Genomic DNA, 13,751 nt, shown 5'->3' with positions numbered 1-13,751 from the left:
TCTCGGCCGGGCTTTTTATTGCCTGTGCATCAGGCTCTACGCTGACGCACCAAATGCTTGAACCCTTCAAACACCAGCACCATCACCGCCAGCCAGATCGGGATGTAGGTCAACCACTCGCCGCCCTTGATCCCTTCACCCAAGATCAGTGCGACGCCCAGCAACAGCACCGGCTCCACATAGCTGAGCAGCCCGAACAGGCTGAATGCCAGCAAACGGCTGGCAATGATATAGCTCACCAGCGCCGACGCACTGATCAGGCCCAGCATAGGAATCAACGCATACAGCTTCGGGTGCGTATCCATCACCGCAAAGCCTTGCTCGCCGCTCTGCACAAACCACCAGGCCACCGGCAGCATGAGCGCCATATCCAGCCAGAGGCCGCCCAGGTGGTCGGTCTTGAGGTATTTGCGCACGATGAAATAGAGCGGGTAACCGATGATCACCACCAGTGTTGCCCAGGAGAAACCGCCGGCCTGGTACAGCTCGTTGAGCACGCCGAGGCCTGCAAAAAACACCGCGACCCGCTGTAAATACGACAGCTGCTCGCCCCATACCAGGCGCCCAGTCAGCACCATGGTCAGCGGTAACAGGAAGTACCCCACCGACACATCCAGGCTGCGCCCATTCAGCGGCGCCCACATAAACAGCCACAGCTGCACGCCGAGCAACGCTGAAGACAGCAGCACACCCGCGATCAGACGGGGCTTGCCGGCTAACATCCGTACCAGCTCCCACACCCGCCGCCATTCGCCGCTGACGATCATGAAGACCGTCATGCACGGCACGGTGAGCAGCATGCGCCAGCCGAAAATTTCCAGGCCGCTCAAGGGGGTGAGCAATGATGTGAAGTAATACATCACAGCGAACAACGCCGAGGCCGAGACCGATAACACAACACCTTTAGACACACTGTCCTCGCGAAAAACCATGGGTACAAAAAAGAGGGGGATTGCAGGAGGGGATTATGGTGCTTTTAGCGTGAGAGGGTTGCGCTGTTTTGGGGCGTTTTTCAGGAAAATTTCTCGCCGTGGATTCGTTGGGATCCGCCCTGTGGCCTGTGGGCCACAGGGGGCTTGCAGATTAACCGCGCGCCACGCGGCCCGAGACGAAGTGCTCCACATCATTGAACCCGGGCGTGGAGGAATGCCCCGGCGTCACCAGCGAGTCGATGAACGCTTCATCCTGCGCCGTGATCTTCACGTCCAACGCGCCAAGGTAGGCGTCCCACTGCTCCTCGGTGCGCGGCCCGACAATCGCCGAACTGACCGCCGAACTGTTCAACACCCAAGCAATGGCAAACTCCACAATCCCCACGCCTCGGCCTTGGGTGTACTGCTGGATCTGCTGGGCGATGCGCAGCGATTCCACGCGCCATTCGGTTTCCAGGATGCGTTTGTCCTGGCGCGCCGCACGGCTGCCGGCTTCGGGCGCTACATCCGGGGCGTATTTGCCGCTGAGCACACCACGCGCCAATGGGCTGTAAGGCACTACACCCAAGCCGTAGGCGACTGCGGCGGTGATCTGCTCGACCTCAGCCTGACGGTTGACGATGTTGTACAGCGGCTGGCTGATCACCGGTTTGTCCACGCCCAGGCGCTCGGCCACGCGGATCACTTCGGCAATGCGCCAGCCGCGATAGTTGGACAGGCCCCAGTAGCGGATCTTGCCCTGGCGGATCAGGTCGCCGATTGCCGACACCGTCACCTCCAGCGGGGTCGTGTGGTCTTCACGGTGCAGGTAGTAAATGTCGAGGTAGTCTGTGTCGAGGCGGCTCAGGCTGGCTTCCAACGCATTGAAGATACGCTTGCGGCTCAGGCCGCTACGGTTGGGCAACCCGTCGGTGGGGCCGATGGCAACCTTGGACGCCACCACCCAATCCTCGCGGTGACGGGCGATCGCTTCGCCGACGATTTCCTCGGAGCGGCCGCCGGTGTAGACGTCCGCCGTGTCGATAAAATTGATGCCCTGGTCCCAGGCCTTGTCGATGATGCGCAGCGAGTCCTCGGTGCTGGTCTGTTTGCCAAACATCATGGTGCCCAGGGTCAAGGCACTGACCTTCAACCCGGACTGGCCCAATGTGCGGTAGATCATGGATAGCTCCTCTTGGCCGAAACGTATGCCATGCAATACCAGACTCCAAGGCTCTGGGACAAGCCCCGCACGCGTTTCTTCACGCGCTCAGTAGCGCCTGACAACGACCCTGTAAAAAGCGATGCAACACTTTCACCCGTTCCGATACTTGCAGGCGGTGGGGGCACATCAGGTTGAACGGCGTCGGTTCGCCCTGCCAATCAGGCAGCAAGGGCACCAGCCGACCGGCCTGGATGTCACGGGCAATATCCAGGTTGGCTTTGTAGGCGATGCCGTGGCCGGCCAGCGCCCAGCGCCGCACGATTTCGCCGTCATCGCTCAAGTAATCGCCCGTCACCTCAACCTCCTGCAGCGCCGTGTCCTGGCGAAAATACCACGTGCTGTTGGCCCGGCCCTGACGCATGTAGCGCAGTGCGTTGTGTTGCGCCAGATCGGCCGGTGTTCGGGGCGTGCCATGGCGCGCCAGGTAGTCCGGGCTGGCGCAGGGGATGCGGTGGTGCCCAGGCACCACCGGCAGTGCTACCAGGCTGGAGTCCCTGGGCACACCAAAGCGCAGGGCAATGTCGACGGTGTCGCGGAACAGGTCGGCATTGCTGTCGTTGAGCAGCAATTGCAGACGGATGTTGGGGTGTTCGAGCTTGAACTCGTCCAGCCAGCCCAGCAGCACATTGCGCCCGAAATCCGAAGGCGCCGCCAGTTGCAGTAAACCACTGAGACTCTGGCCCTGCTGCTTGATCGCCTGTTCGCCTTCCGAGAGCGCCTCCAGCGCTACCCGCACGCTTTCGAGGTAGCGCCGACCTTCCTCGGTGAGGCGCATGCTGCGCGTGGAGCGCGCCAACAGGCGGATGCCCAGGCGCGTTTCCAGGCGTTTGAGGGCGATGCTGGCGGCGGCCGGGGTCAAGCCAAGCCCGCGCGCGGCGGCGGACAAGCTGCCGGTGTCGGCGGTGCGCACGAAGACTTCAAGGTCGAGGGTTGAGCTCATTTGTAAAAATCCTTTAAAGATCTTGTCGTTTTACCGGGATTTTTCGCTGATTGCCAAGCTGGGAAGATGAACGCTCATTTTCTCGAGCAGGAATTTTCCCCATGACTTCTTCCCTCAACGGCAAAACCGTCATCGTGATCGGCGGCAGCAGCGGCATCGGCGCCGCTGTGGCCCAGGCCGCCGCTGCGCGGGGTGCACAAGTGATATTGGCCGGGCGGCGCTTGGTCTCCGGTAACGAAAACGACCTGCGCAGCGAACCGGTGGACGTCACCGATGCAGCCTCCCTGCAACGCCTGTTCGAGACCGTGGGACGTTTTGACCACCTGGTCTACACCTCGGGGCCGACGGTACGCGCCAAGACCTTGCTTGAGACCGACCTGGCCGAGGCCCAGGAAAATTTCAACGTAAAACTCTGGGGCTCGCTGCGAGCGATTCAGCTGGCACTGCCTTTTCTTGACGAACACGGCAGCATCAGCCTGACCTCGGGGCAACTGGGACGTAAATTGGCGCCGGGCCAGTTCATCAAGACCGGCATTAACGCCGCGACCGAAGCACTGGGCAAGCAATTGGCCAAGGAGCTGGCACCGCGCCGGGTCAACGTGATCAGTCCAGGCGTGATTGACACACCGGCGTATGCGGGGTTGGCTGAAGAACAGCGCCTGGCGATGTTTGCCAAGGCCGGCGGCGCTTTGCCGGTCGGACGCGTGGGGCAGGCGGAGGAGGTCGCGGCGGGGTATGTGCTGGCCATGGAGAATGGCTTCATGACCGGCGCCGTGATCGACATCGACGGCGGCGGCCTGTTGTAAACACCGCACAAACACTGCGGGGGGCGGCCACACCACTCCCCACATGTGACTGCGTTAGACCTTCAGGGTACGCGTCATCCGCAACGCCAGCACACTACCCGCCACGATCACCGCCGCCAGCAGGTACAGCGCCACATCCGTTGATCCGGTGGCATCTTTCACAAACCCCACGATGTACGGGCTGAGGAAGCCGGCCATCTGGCCCATGGAGTTGATCAGCGCCAGGCCACCCGCCGCCGCGCCGGCACTGAGCATCGCGGTGGGCACCGGCCAGAACATCGGCAGGCCGGTCAGCGCACCCATGGTGGCGATGGTCAGGCCGAGGATCGCAATGGCCGGCGTCGTCGCGAAGTTCACCGCAATCACCAAGCCAATGGCGCCCATCAACATCGGCACCACCAAGTGCCAGCGACGCTCTTTGCGCAAGTCCGCGGAGCGACCCACCAGCAACATGAACACCGCCGCCAGCAGGTAAGGGATCGCACTGAGCCAGCCGATCACCAGGTTATCGCTGAAGCCCAGGTTCTTGATGATCGACGGCAGCCAGAAGTTGATCGCGTACACGCCGCTCTGGATGCAGAAGTAGATCAGGCCGAACGCCCAGATCGCTGGGTTCTTGAACACTTCGGCCAGCGAATCGGTCGTGGTTTTCGGCTTGTTGGCCAGGTCGGTCGCCTGGTCGGCTTCCAGCACTGCGCGCTCGTGCGGCTTGAGCCATTTGGCGTGGGCAAAGCTGTCGCTGAGCAGGAAATAGGCGAGGGCGCCCAAAATCACAGTCGGGATACCTTGCAGCAGGAACATCCACTGCCAACCGGCCAGGCCGCCTTGGCCCGCCGCGAAGTGGTTGAGGATCCAGCCGGAGAACGGGCTGCCCAGCAGGCCGGAAACCGGAATGGCCGACATGAACAGCGCCATGATCCGCCCACGGCGGAAGGTCGGGAACCACTGCGAGAGGTACAGCACCACGCCAGGGAAGAAGCCGGCTTCGGCGGCACCGGTAAACAGGCGCAGGGTGTAGAAGTGGGTCGGTGTGGTGACGAACAGCAGGCAGGTCGACAGCGTGCCCCAGACGATCATCATCAATGCAATCCAGCGCCGTGGACCGAACTTGGTCAGCGCCAGGTTGCTCGGCACACCGCACAACACGTAGCCGATAAAGAAGATCCCGGCACCGAGGCCGTACACGGTTTCGCTGAATTTCAACGCATCGAGCATCTGCAACTTGGCAAAGCCAACGTTTACCCGGTCGAGGTAATTGAACAGATAGCAGATGAAAATGAAGGGGATCAAGCGCAGGGTAACGCGCTTGTAGATGGCGTTTTTATCGTCATCGGTGGCCAGTGTGACGGCGGCGCTCTGTGACATGGGAGTCTCTCTTTATTATGATTTTTTGCGATGCGAGGTTAACGTTGATCGCCCACTGAGTCTCGGCCACCTGGCAGGCCGCTGTCTTTGTGCGTGCGCACAGTGAAGCCGCTATTGCGCTGTGCCTATGAACAACCATCGTTTTCTAGGAAATTAGCCCCATGTTCGAGCTGGATCATGACCTGGCACAGGATATTGTCGATCGAACCATGGCGATCCTGCCCCATAACGTCAACGTCATGGACAGCCAGGGCCTGATTCTCGGCAGCGGCGAGCCCGAACGTATCAACACTCGCCATGAAGGCGCACAACTGGTGCTCGCCAATGGCCGCGTGGTGGAAATCGACGGCCAGACCGCCAAGCACCTCAAAGGCGTGCAACCGGGCATCAACCTGCCGCTGCTGCATGACGGCCGCCTGATCGGCGTGCTCGGCATCACCGGTGAGCCGGAAGGCCTGCGCACCTACGCCGAGCTGGTGCGCATGACCGCCGAAATGCTGGTGAGCCATCGCCACCAGCAGGCCGAGCAACAATGGCGGCGCCAACGCTGTGACGATCTGCTGGCCTTGCTGCTGGCCGATACCGGCGACTCACCGCGCCTGGTGGACGAAGCTCAACAGCTGGGGCTCAAGCCGCAGATGGCGCGTACACCGTACCTGTTCGAACTGGGCGCGGGGCAATCGGCGGAAGCCTTGAGTACCTGGCTGACCTCGCGTTACCCGGACAGCTGGTGCGTCAGCTCGGCGCAATATTCATTGTTATGGTGCCGTCCGGCCGCGATACAGGTCGACAACCCACGGCTGCTGGAAAAGCTTGAAGGCCTCGGCTGGCATATCCTGCGCGTCGCCGTTGGCGGGCAGGCGGATGGGCTGGCGGGGCTGCGCCGTTGCTATCGACGTGTCGGTGATTTGCTCGCCTATGGCCGCGATGTGCTGCCGCAGTCACGGCTGCTGACCCTCAACCGCTATCGCCTGCCCGTGATGCTCTGGCGCCATCGCAACGACGATGCCCTCGACGAACTGCTCAACCCCCTGCGCAAAGTGCTGGCCAAAGACAGCAATGGCCAACTGCAGGCCACGCTGCGCAGTTGGTGCGAACACGACGGGCAAAGCCAGGCCTGCGCCGATGCGCTGGGCATTCACCGCAACAGCCTGCGTTACCGCATGGAGCGCATTGCCGAACTCAGCGGTGTCGACCCGTTGACCCTGGACGGCATGCTTGCGCTCTACCTCGGCGTGCAGTTGCTGCCCCAGGCTTTGTCGGAATGAACAACAAAGCGCATCCGCACTTGTGCACCGGACTGGCGTCAGCGGCCGTGCCAACTGGCAGCATGGGCGTTATAAAAACCGGAGAAAGCCCATGAAAATCATCATCGCCCCCGACTCGTTCAAGGACAGCCTGAGTGCTGAAGGCGTCGCCCAGGCCATTGCTGACGGGCTGGCGCAGGTCTGGCCGGATGCACAGTTGGTCCAGTGTCCAATGGCGGATGGCGGTGAAGGCACGGTGGATTCGGTGCTGGCGGCATGTCACGGCGAGTTGCGGCGCCACACCGTGAGAGGCCCGCTCGGCGCAGCGGTTCAAGCACGTTGGGGCTGGTTGGCTGACAGCCACACCGCCATCATCGAAATGGCCGAGGCCAGCGGCCTGCAACTGCTGCCGCCGGAACAGCGCGATGCCTGTGTCACTACCACTTACGGCACCGGCGAACTGATCCGCGCAGCCCTGGATGCCGGCGCCCAACGCATCATCCTGGCGATTGGCGGCAGTGCCACCAACGACGGTGGCGCGGGCGCGATACAGGCGCTGGGCGTGCAACTGTTCGATGCACAGGCGCAACGGCTGCCACCCGGCGGCCTGGCCCTGTCGCGCCTGGCGCATATCAGCCTTGAACAGCTGGACCCGCGCCTGGCGCAGGTCCGCTTCGAAATCGCTGCGGACGTCAACAATCCGCTGTGCGGGCCCCACGGCGCGTCGGCGATTTTCGGCCCGCAGAAGGGCGCCAATCCCGAGCAAGTGCAACAGTTGGACGCCGCCCTTGGTCACTTTGCCGATCACTGCGCCCGCGTGCTGCCCAACGACGTGCGCGACGAACCCGGCAGCGGCGCCGCCGGCGGCTTGGGCTTTGCCGCCAAGGCGTTCCTGGGCGCGCAGTTTCGTGCCGGTGTAGACGTGGTCGCCGAATTGGTCGGCCTGGATGAAGCTGTGCGTGGCGCCGACCTGGTGATCACCGGCGAAGGCCGTTTCGACGCCCAGACCCTGCGCGGCAAAACCCCGTTCGGCGTGGCACGTATCGCCCGGCAGCACAACGTGCCGGTCATTGTGATTGCCGGCACGCTGGGCGAGGGCTATGAGCAGATGTATGCCCATGGCGTGGATGCCGCTTTCGCCTTGCCTTCGGGGCCGATGAGCCTTGAGCAAGCCTGCAGCGAGGCGCCGCGCCTGCTGCGTGAGCGGGCGTCGGATATTGCGCGGGTGTGGCGATTGGCGGTGCGCACCCGCTAATCAATCAAGCCCGCTGCCAACTGATCAACCCACCGCTTCTGAAACTCCAGCAGCGCCGCCTTGGGCTGCTGCAGCTCGACCAGTGCCAGCATCGGGTCTTCCACGGCTGTGCGCACACCGGACAATTCCTCCAGTGTCGCCAAGCCGCAAAACGGCACATAGGCTTCGCTGTAGCCGCCTTCATGCACCAGCACCAGGCGCCCCTGGCACAGGCGTTCGGCAGCCTGGCGCACGCAACGGGTCATCAGGCGAAACGACTCGCTGTGCAGCAACATCCGCGCGAGTGGGTCGACGGCGTTGGCGTCAAAGCCGCAGGCGACGATGATCAGCTCCGGCTGGAAACGCTCCAGCGCCGGTACCACGATGCGCGTCATCGCATGCAAGTAAGCGTCGTGGCCGCATCCCGGCGGCAAGGGAATATTGATGTTCGCTCCCCGCCCGGCGCCGCGACCACGATCCTGTTCACCGCTGTAGCCCGGCGGATAACAACCGTCCTGATGCAACGAGATCGTCAAGACATCCGCCCGCGCCTCAAAAATCGCTTGCGTGCCGTTGCCATGGTGTACGTCCCAATCGATCACGGCGACCTTGCCCAGCCCGCTGCGGGCCTTGGCGGCTTCGATGGCGATGGCGATGTTGGCCAGGAAACAGAAGCCCATGGCGCTGTCCGCCAGGCAGTGATGGCCAGGCGGGCGAGACAGCGAGTAGGCGTTATCCGCGAGGCCCTTGAGCACGGTGTCGACGGCGGCCATGGTCAGGCCGGCGGAGAGCCGGGCAATCTCGTAGCTGCCCGGGCCTATCGGCGCCTGCGGCCCAAGCTCGCCACCACCGGCATCACTCAGCGCCTTGAAGCGCTGCAGGTATTCGCGGCCATGGACGCGCAACAAGTCGGTTTCGCTGGCGACCGCAGCGTTGTGGATGTCCAGGTGATGGCTTAACCCAGACACATCCAGCAGGCTTTTCATGCGCCGTTTGGTTTCGGGGGACTCGGCATGCCCGCTGCCGGCCGGTGGCTGCACCCAGCCACCCACGGGCAAGGTCAATGCATGGGCGCTGGCGCTGTGCCAAAGGCTCATTTCATCAAAGAAAAACGCGGTGGTTCGGTTCATACAGGCTCCATTTCAACGACGGGTTTGGGACGGCTGGCGAGGATCATTGCCAGCGACAACAAGGTGATCACGGCGCCGCCGATCAACAGCGCCGTAAAGCTGCCACTGATCTCGATCAGTCGGCCGGCGATTGCCGGGCCGATGGCCAGGCCGCCGCCGATCACCAGGTTCGAGGCATTCATCAGCTTGCCGCTGTGATCCAGGTCAGCGAGGCACGCGAGGATCAGCGGCAGGATGAAGGTCCAGGTGAACTTGAACAGCAGCGCTGCCAGGGAGAAGCGCATCAGCGTCGGTTGGCCCAGTAGGAGCAACACGGCGGCGGCCATCAGGGCATAGCCCACCAGCAACAATCGCAGGCGCGACTGGCGTGGGCCGATCAGCGACGCACAGGCGGCGCCGGCGATCCCGATGACCGTCGCAACGGCCAGCACCTCGCCGCTGTCTTGCGGCGATATCCCGACACGGGCGCCCAGGGCGCCGATAAACGTCCAGACCCCGCCAAGGCTGATGTAAAAGGCCAGCACCGCACCGACGCCCAGCGCGGCGTGCCATCGCGAGCCGGACACCCGCGCGGTTTCCGCTGCTTGTGGCGCCGGGGCGGCGTTGGGAAAACTGCGCGCCAGGGGTAACAACAGGGTCATCAGGCCGGCGAGGATCAGGTAGCAGGCACCCAATCCATAGCGCTCGAACAAACCGGGCAATACCGCCAGGCCGATGGCGCCCACGACCAGTTGCCCCATCACCCACAACCCGTAGACGCGACTGGGGTTGGCCGTGGTGGCCGCACTGGCCAGGCAGATAATCATCAATGAACCGCCCGCCAAGGCACTGGCGAAGCGCAGGGTCAGCAGGTGGGTGTAGCTGTCGGCAAGCATCGACAGCAGGTTGGCGGCGATAAACAACCCGGCAGCGGCCATGGCCGCCAACCGCCAGTTCACGCGCCTTAGCCACCACAGGGCGGGCAGGGTCGCCAGGCTCATCGCGCCCAGTTCCACTGAAAACAAGTCGCCGATCTGCGAGGGGCTCAGTTGCCATTGGGCGCCCAACTGCGCGGCCACGGCGGGCGCGGTCATCAGGATGGTCGGGGTGATCGCGGCAAACAGCACGATGGCGGCGAGCAGGTTCCAGGAAACGGACGCTGGGCGAGGCCGATCCTGTGTTGCGTGGGAATGAGTGTGCATGGTCAGGCTCCGGAAAGGGGGTTCAGAACACGTGGACCAGGCGCAGCAAGGCCTCGGTGCCGGCATAGCCGTTGGATGCCGCGACGTTTTGCGAAAGGCTGAACATCACTTGGTTCTGCTGATCCAGCCAATGCCCGACCTCGAACCCCAGCTGGGTGTAGCGCTTGCGGGTGTCGTCGATTCGCTGACGGTTGATGCGCAGCGCGCCACCCTCGGCCTGGATCAGGCGAAATGCGCCGTAGGTGGCAGGGCTGAAGTCGTAGGAGGCAAACGCTTGCAGGCGATACAGCGGGTCTTGCTTGAGTTCGCTGCCAAAGTAGTCGTCATTGGTGGCGTACAGCTGGGTTTCGAGGTTGGCTTCCAGCACCCATTTTTCGCCGATGCCCTGGGTGTAGTTGTAGACAAAGGTCGCGCCCCAGCGATTGCCGCCGGGCGAGACGTCGGGGTTGTTGCGGTGGTATTCGCCCACCGGCACGGTGATCAGGCTCAGCAGGCCGCTGTAGGTGCGGGACGCCGGGTCATTGATGAAAAACAGCGTGCCGCCGACCTGTGGATCGCCGAACCCGCTTTCTCCGGTGTGCCGGGTCGCGCCCGGCAGGCGAGCATTGATATCGGCAAACGGCACAATGAACTGCGGGGTGCAGAGCGTGCCGCAGGCATCGGTGAAAAACACCTGCCGGTAAGCGACGGCATTGACCTTGAGTTCGGCCTTGCCGGTGGTGTCGGCCGGGCCGTGAAAGTCCCCGGCGCGGGTGGCCGGCAGGTACAGCACACCGAGTTGGGTGCCGGGCGGTGCACTGAAGAAATCCCGGGCATTGAGGTCGGCAGCCTGGCTGTCGAGGCACAGTAAGGTGCCGCCGAGCAGTAAAGGCAAGGTGCGCAGGGTGGGTTGAGTCATGGCAAGGTGTCTCTTATGGGTGAGGGCAGGGACTGAAAGTTGGGCAAAAGCCGCCCGTGGCCGCCAAAACGGGCAGCGCAAAGAAACTAAAAAAACGCGGGATTATTCAGGTGGGGCGTGCACCAAGTGCGCAATGCGTGCTTTGTCTCTGACCCCGAGCTTGCTGTAGATCGTGCGCAAGTGGTGGCGCACGGTATTGGGCGAGAGCCCAAGGTCGCGGGCGACTTCCTTGTAGGTCTTGCCCTCGCCGAAGCCCTGGGCTACAGCGTTCTCCCGTGGGCTGAGCTGGGGCAGGGCACGGTTGACGCGCGCGGCCAACAGGAACTGGTCGCCCACCGCGGACACCTGGATATGGATCTGCTTGCCCTCATGGCCACGCTCATCCAGTGGCACCGGCAAGGTCGGACCACTCCATTGCGGCCATTCGTTGAGCAGCAAGTCTATAAAGCCGCGTTCGGCGCACTGCAACACGCCGTGCGGGCCGCATACCGCCAAGGCCAGGTTGCGCGGGCTGATCAGGGTTTCGCGGGTGGCCACCAGCGTGCGGATCTGGTTGGCCGAGACCGCTGCCACCAAGTGCAGCATCAGGTGGTTGAGCAGCTGGCAGTCTTGTTCGGCGAACCGTTGCGCTCCGGGCTTTCGATACAGGGTCAGGTGATCGCTGAGGCTGGTTTGCGGGTCAATGTGGATGACACACAACAGTTCGCCGATGCCGTACCGGTCGGCCAGCCAGTTCAAGCCAGTGCCGCTCGCCGGGTCCGACATATCGATGATCACCGCCTCGCCGGGCTGAGCATGCACGCGCCCGACGGTCACATCCAGATGACGGATGGACTGCCAGTCGGTCAAGTAAGCCGGCGGCAAGTGGTACAGGCAGCTGCTGTGTTCTTCCGGCAAATCCCCGATCAGCGCCGCGCGGCCCCACCAGGCACTGTCGAAGTGCAACAACTGACTGACGCGCGCCAATGCGTGGTGCTGGAAGTGCTCGATGTCCTGGTGTTGGGCCAATCGCTGCAGATCCAGGATCAGGGTGCTGAAGGCCTGCAACAGGCCCGAAGGGTCAGGACGGCTCATGAGTGTTCCTCTGTGCGACTTTTTATTGTTCTGGTCACAGGGTGAAGGCCGGTACGGTGAAATGACGTGGCAGGGCCTGGGCCAAGTATCGGTGCAGCCGAGTACGATCGCTATCGTTCAGATGCAGGATGCGGCCGATGGGTGTGTGGGATCTTTCGGGAGGTGCCACGGCGCTTTTCCCGCTTCCGGTTTTCCCCCTACACTGGCCGGTCACTTGTCTTTCAAAGGATGAAACACAATGCACACGCCTGAACCTCATATCGTGATCCAGCGCTTTACCGAGGCCCACCTTGAGGGGGTCGCCGCGCTCTATAACGAACCGGCCGTGTGCCGTCAGGTGCTGCAGATGCCTTTCCAGTCGGTCGAGGCGTGGCGCAAGCGCTTGGTGATGGACAACGAGCGGCGGCTACAACTGGTGGCGGTGCACGGCGGCGAGGTGATCGGCCAGCTTGGCCTGGAGCAGTACCTGCGCGTGCGCCAGGCCCACGTCGGCTCGTTCGGCATGGGCGTGGCGACGGCGTGGCAGGGCAAGGGCGTCGGCTCGCGGTTGTTGACGGCAGCGCTGGACGTGGCCGACAACTGGATGAACCTGCGCCGGGTGGAACTCACGGTGTACGCCGACAACGAAGCGGCGCAGGCGCTGTACCGCAAATTCGGCTTTGAAGTTGAAGGCGTGTTGCGCGATTACGCCCTGCGTGACGGTCGGTTTGTCGACACCGTGAGCATGGCGCGCCTGCGCACGTCGGCTTAATCCTGCAAGGCGAACGCCACCGCAGCCTGCGCATGCAGCTCGGTGGTATCCAGCAGCGGCAGGCGGCTGTGTTCGGGTTTGATCAGCAGGCTGATTTCCGTGCAGCCGAGGATGATCGCCTGGGCACCGCGTGCGGCCAGGGACTCGATCACCCGTTGGTAGACCTGGCGTGATGTGTCGCTGATCACCCCGACGCACAATTCTTCATAGATGATCCGGTGCACCGCCTGGCGTGCGTCCGCCTCGGGCACCAGCACGGTCAGGCCTTGGGCCGCCAGGCGGGATATGAGGAAATCCTGCTCCATGGTGAACGCGGTGCCGAGCAGGCCGACTGTGAGCGTGCCGGCGTCCACGGCCGCCGCGCCGGCTGCGTCGGCGATATGCAGGAACGGAATCGAGACGGCCGCTTCAATACGCGGCGCCACGAGGTGCATGGTGTTGGTACACAGCACCACGCACTCCGCACCGCCGGCCTGCAGGCGGCGCGCGGCATCTTCGAGGATCAGCGCGGTATCGTCCCAGCGGCCGGCGTGTTGAGCCTGCTCCACTGGGCCGAAATCTACGCTGTACATCAGCAGTTGCGCCGAACGCAGCGGGCCGAGTTGGTCGCGCACGCGTTGGTTGATGATGCGGTAATACTCGGCGCTGGACTCCCAGCTCATGCCGCCGATAAGGCCGATGGTGCGCATGCGGTGCTCCTGGCAAGGAAAGTCGCTTCACCTTACGCATCAGCCGCGGATTAGTCATACGCAGTTGCCGGCGAAATGACCGGTGCAGTTCTACAGGTCGAGGTTGATCCAGCCCGGCTTGGCCTCTTCCGGTGCCACGGCGTTGATCTGCTTGCCGGTCGCCCGCTCTACGCGCCGCGCCACTTGCGGGTCATCGGCAAAAGGTATCAGGCTGGCGTCGTCCAGGCTCTGCTCAGACTGACCGCGCAAGCAGTATTCCACCGCGCCATACAGGCACACCACCATCAGTAAGCCGCCCAT

General features: G+C 63.2%; 14 protein-coding genes. 4 read left to right on the top strand and 10 right to left on the bottom strand.

What is annotated here, in order from left to right:
• Positions 1-29: 29 nt before the first annotated feature.
• The 3 genes from rarD to BM403_RS20875 all read right to left on the bottom strand — a co-directional run bounded on the left by rarD (position 30) and on the right by BM403_RS20875 (position 3,076).
• Positions 30-911 carry an EamA family transporter RarD gene (gene rarD / locus BM403_RS20885; RefSeq protein ID WP_093544667.1) on the bottom strand — a complete coding sequence of 294 codons (882 nt, stop codon included), beginning with the start codon at positions 909-911 and terminating at the stop codon, positions 30-32.
• A gap of 172 nt (positions 912-1,083) precedes the next feature.
• Entirely contained in the window at positions 1,084-2,094 is a 1,011-nt protein-coding gene (locus BM403_RS20880; RefSeq protein ID WP_012724179.1) for an aldo/keto reductase, read from the bottom strand.
• Positions 2,095-2,173: 79 nt separating this feature from the next.
• Entirely contained in the window at positions 2,174-3,076 is a 903-nt protein-coding gene (locus BM403_RS20875) for a LysR family transcriptional regulator (protein ID WP_012724180.1), read from the bottom strand.
• A gap of 101 nt (positions 3,077-3,177) precedes the next feature.
• On the opposite strand from BM403_RS20875, the gene BM403_RS20870 reads away from it, so the two are divergent.
• On the top strand, positions 3,178-3,882 hold the full coding sequence (locus BM403_RS20870; RefSeq protein ID WP_093544544.1) for an SDR family oxidoreductase: 705 nt from the start codon (positions 3,178-3,180) through the stop codon (positions 3,880-3,882).
• A gap of 54 nt (positions 3,883-3,936) precedes the next feature.
• On the opposite strand, the gene BM403_RS20865 is transcribed toward BM403_RS20870, so the two are convergent.
• Positions 3,937-5,247 (bottom strand): MFS transporter, encoded by a 1,311-nt coding sequence (locus tag BM403_RS20865; RefSeq protein ID WP_012724182.1) that lies wholly within the window; start codon positions 5,245-5,247, stop codon positions 3,937-3,939.
• 161 nt (positions 5,248-5,408) lie between these two features.
• On the opposite strand from BM403_RS20865, the gene BM403_RS20860 reads away from it, so the two are divergent.
• Both BM403_RS20860 and BM403_RS20855 read left to right on the top strand, forming a co-directional pair.
• Positions 5,409-6,515, top strand: a complete 1,107-nt coding sequence (locus tag BM403_RS20860) for a sugar diacid recognition domain-containing protein (RefSeq protein ID WP_093544541.1) — start codon at positions 5,409-5,411, stop codon at positions 6,513-6,515.
• Positions 6,516-6,606: 91 nt separating this feature from the next.
• On the top strand, positions 6,607-7,749 hold the full coding sequence (locus BM403_RS20855; protein WP_093544538.1) for a glycerate kinase: 1,143 nt from the start codon (positions 6,607-6,609) through the stop codon (positions 7,747-7,749).
• On the opposite strand, the gene BM403_RS20850 is transcribed toward BM403_RS20855, so the two are convergent.
• The 4 genes from BM403_RS20850 to BM403_RS20835 form a co-directional block, all read right to left on the bottom strand.
• On the bottom strand, positions 7,746-8,858 hold the full coding sequence (locus BM403_RS20850) for a class II histone deacetylase (protein ID WP_093544535.1): 1,113 nt from the start codon (positions 8,856-8,858) through the stop codon (positions 7,746-7,748). The genes BM403_RS20855 and BM403_RS20850 overlap by 4 nt on opposite strands.
• Positions 8,855-10,039 carry an MFS transporter gene (locus tag BM403_RS20845; RefSeq protein WP_256577193.1) on the bottom strand — a complete coding sequence of 395 codons (1,185 nt, stop codon included), beginning with the start codon at positions 10,037-10,039 and terminating at the stop codon, positions 8,855-8,857. Before BM403_RS20845 ends, BM403_RS20850 begins: the two co-directional genes overlap by 4 nt.
• 22 nt (positions 10,040-10,061) lie before the next feature.
• A complete protein-coding gene (locus BM403_RS20840) occupies positions 10,062-10,937 on the bottom strand; it encodes a transporter (RefSeq protein WP_012724187.1) in 876 nt (291 codons plus the stop codon).
• 102 nt (positions 10,938-11,039) lie between these two features.
• Positions 11,040-12,011 (bottom strand): helix-turn-helix transcriptional regulator, encoded by a 972-nt coding sequence (locus tag BM403_RS20835; protein WP_093544532.1) that lies wholly within the window; start codon positions 12,009-12,011, stop codon positions 11,040-11,042.
• A 238-nt stretch (positions 12,012-12,249) separates the two neighbouring features.
• Between BM403_RS20835 and BM403_RS20830 the strand changes: the two genes are divergently transcribed.
• Positions 12,250-12,762 carry a GNAT family N-acetyltransferase gene (locus BM403_RS20830; protein ID WP_046034181.1) on the top strand — a complete coding sequence of 171 codons (513 nt, stop codon included), beginning with the start codon at positions 12,250-12,252 and terminating at the stop codon, positions 12,760-12,762.
• Here the strand turns inward: BM403_RS20830 and BM403_RS20825 are convergent.
• Together BM403_RS20825 and BM403_RS20820 are read right to left on the bottom strand one after the other, a co-directional pair.
• Positions 12,759-13,451: an aspartate/glutamate racemase family protein gene (locus BM403_RS20825; protein ID WP_012724190.1), complete on the bottom strand. Its 693-nt coding sequence runs from the start codon at positions 13,449-13,451 to the stop codon at positions 12,759-12,761. The two genes, BM403_RS20830 and BM403_RS20825, sit on opposite strands and share 4 nt — an antisense overlap.
• A gap of 90 nt (positions 13,452-13,541) precedes the next feature.
• Positions 13,542-13,751, bottom strand: coding sequence for a cbb3-type cytochrome c oxidase subunit 3 (locus BM403_RS20820; protein WP_012724191.1), 210 nt, complete (start codon positions 13,749-13,751; stop codon positions 13,542-13,544).

The organism is Pseudomonas sp. OV546, assembly GCF_900116845.1.
GTDB lineage: Bacteria > Pseudomonadota > Gammaproteobacteria > Pseudomonadales > Pseudomonadaceae > Aquipseudomonas > Aquipseudomonas petroselini.
Note: the sequence above shows the minus strand (reverse complement) of the source record. Positions and strands in the feature narration are given on the sequence as shown.

Coding starts and splice junctions, on each gene's coding strand:
- BM403_RS20850 (WP_093544535.1), bottom strand. CDS start 8,858: ATGAACCGAACCACCGCGTTTTTCTTTGATGAAATGAGCCTTTGGCAC.
- BM403_RS20840 (WP_012724187.1), bottom strand. CDS start 10,937: ATGACTCAACCCACCCTGCGCACCTTGCCTTTACTGCTCGGCGGCACC.
- BM403_RS20870 (WP_093544544.1), top strand. CDS start 3,178: ATGACTTCTTCCCTCAACGGCAAAACCGTCATCGTGATCGGCGGCAGC.
- BM403_RS20845 (WP_256577193.1), bottom strand. CDS start 10,039: ATGCACACTCATTCCCACGCAACACAGGATCGGCCTCGCCCAGCGTCC.
- BM403_RS20820 (WP_012724191.1), bottom strand. CDS start 13,751: ATGGGCGGCTTACTGATGGTGGTGTGCCTGTATGGCGCGGTGGAATAC.
- BM403_RS20825 (WP_012724190.1), bottom strand. CDS start 13,451: ATGCGCACCATCGGCCTTATCGGCGGCATGAGCTGGGAGTCCAGCGCC.
- BM403_RS20880 (WP_012724179.1), bottom strand. CDS start 2,094: ATGATCTACCGCACATTGGGCCAGTCCGGGTTGAAGGTCAGTGCCTTG.
- BM403_RS20860 (WP_093544541.1), top strand. CDS start 5,409: ATGTTCGAGCTGGATCATGACCTGGCACAGGATATTGTCGATCGAACC.
- BM403_RS20830 (WP_046034181.1), top strand. CDS start 12,250: ATGCACACGCCTGAACCTCATATCGTGATCCAGCGCTTTACCGAGGCC.
- BM403_RS20835 (WP_093544532.1), bottom strand. CDS start 12,011: ATGAGCCGTCCTGACCCTTCGGGCCTGTTGCAGGCCTTCAGCACCCTG.
- BM403_RS20855 (WP_093544538.1), top strand. CDS start 6,607: ATGAAAATCATCATCGCCCCCGACTCGTTCAAGGACAGCCTGAGTGCT.
- BM403_RS20875 (WP_012724180.1), bottom strand. CDS start 3,076: ATGAGCTCAACCCTCGACCTTGAAGTCTTCGTGCGCACCGCCGACACC.
- BM403_RS20865 (WP_012724182.1), bottom strand. CDS start 5,247: ATGTCACAGAGCGCCGCCGTCACACTGGCCACCGATGACGATAAAAAC.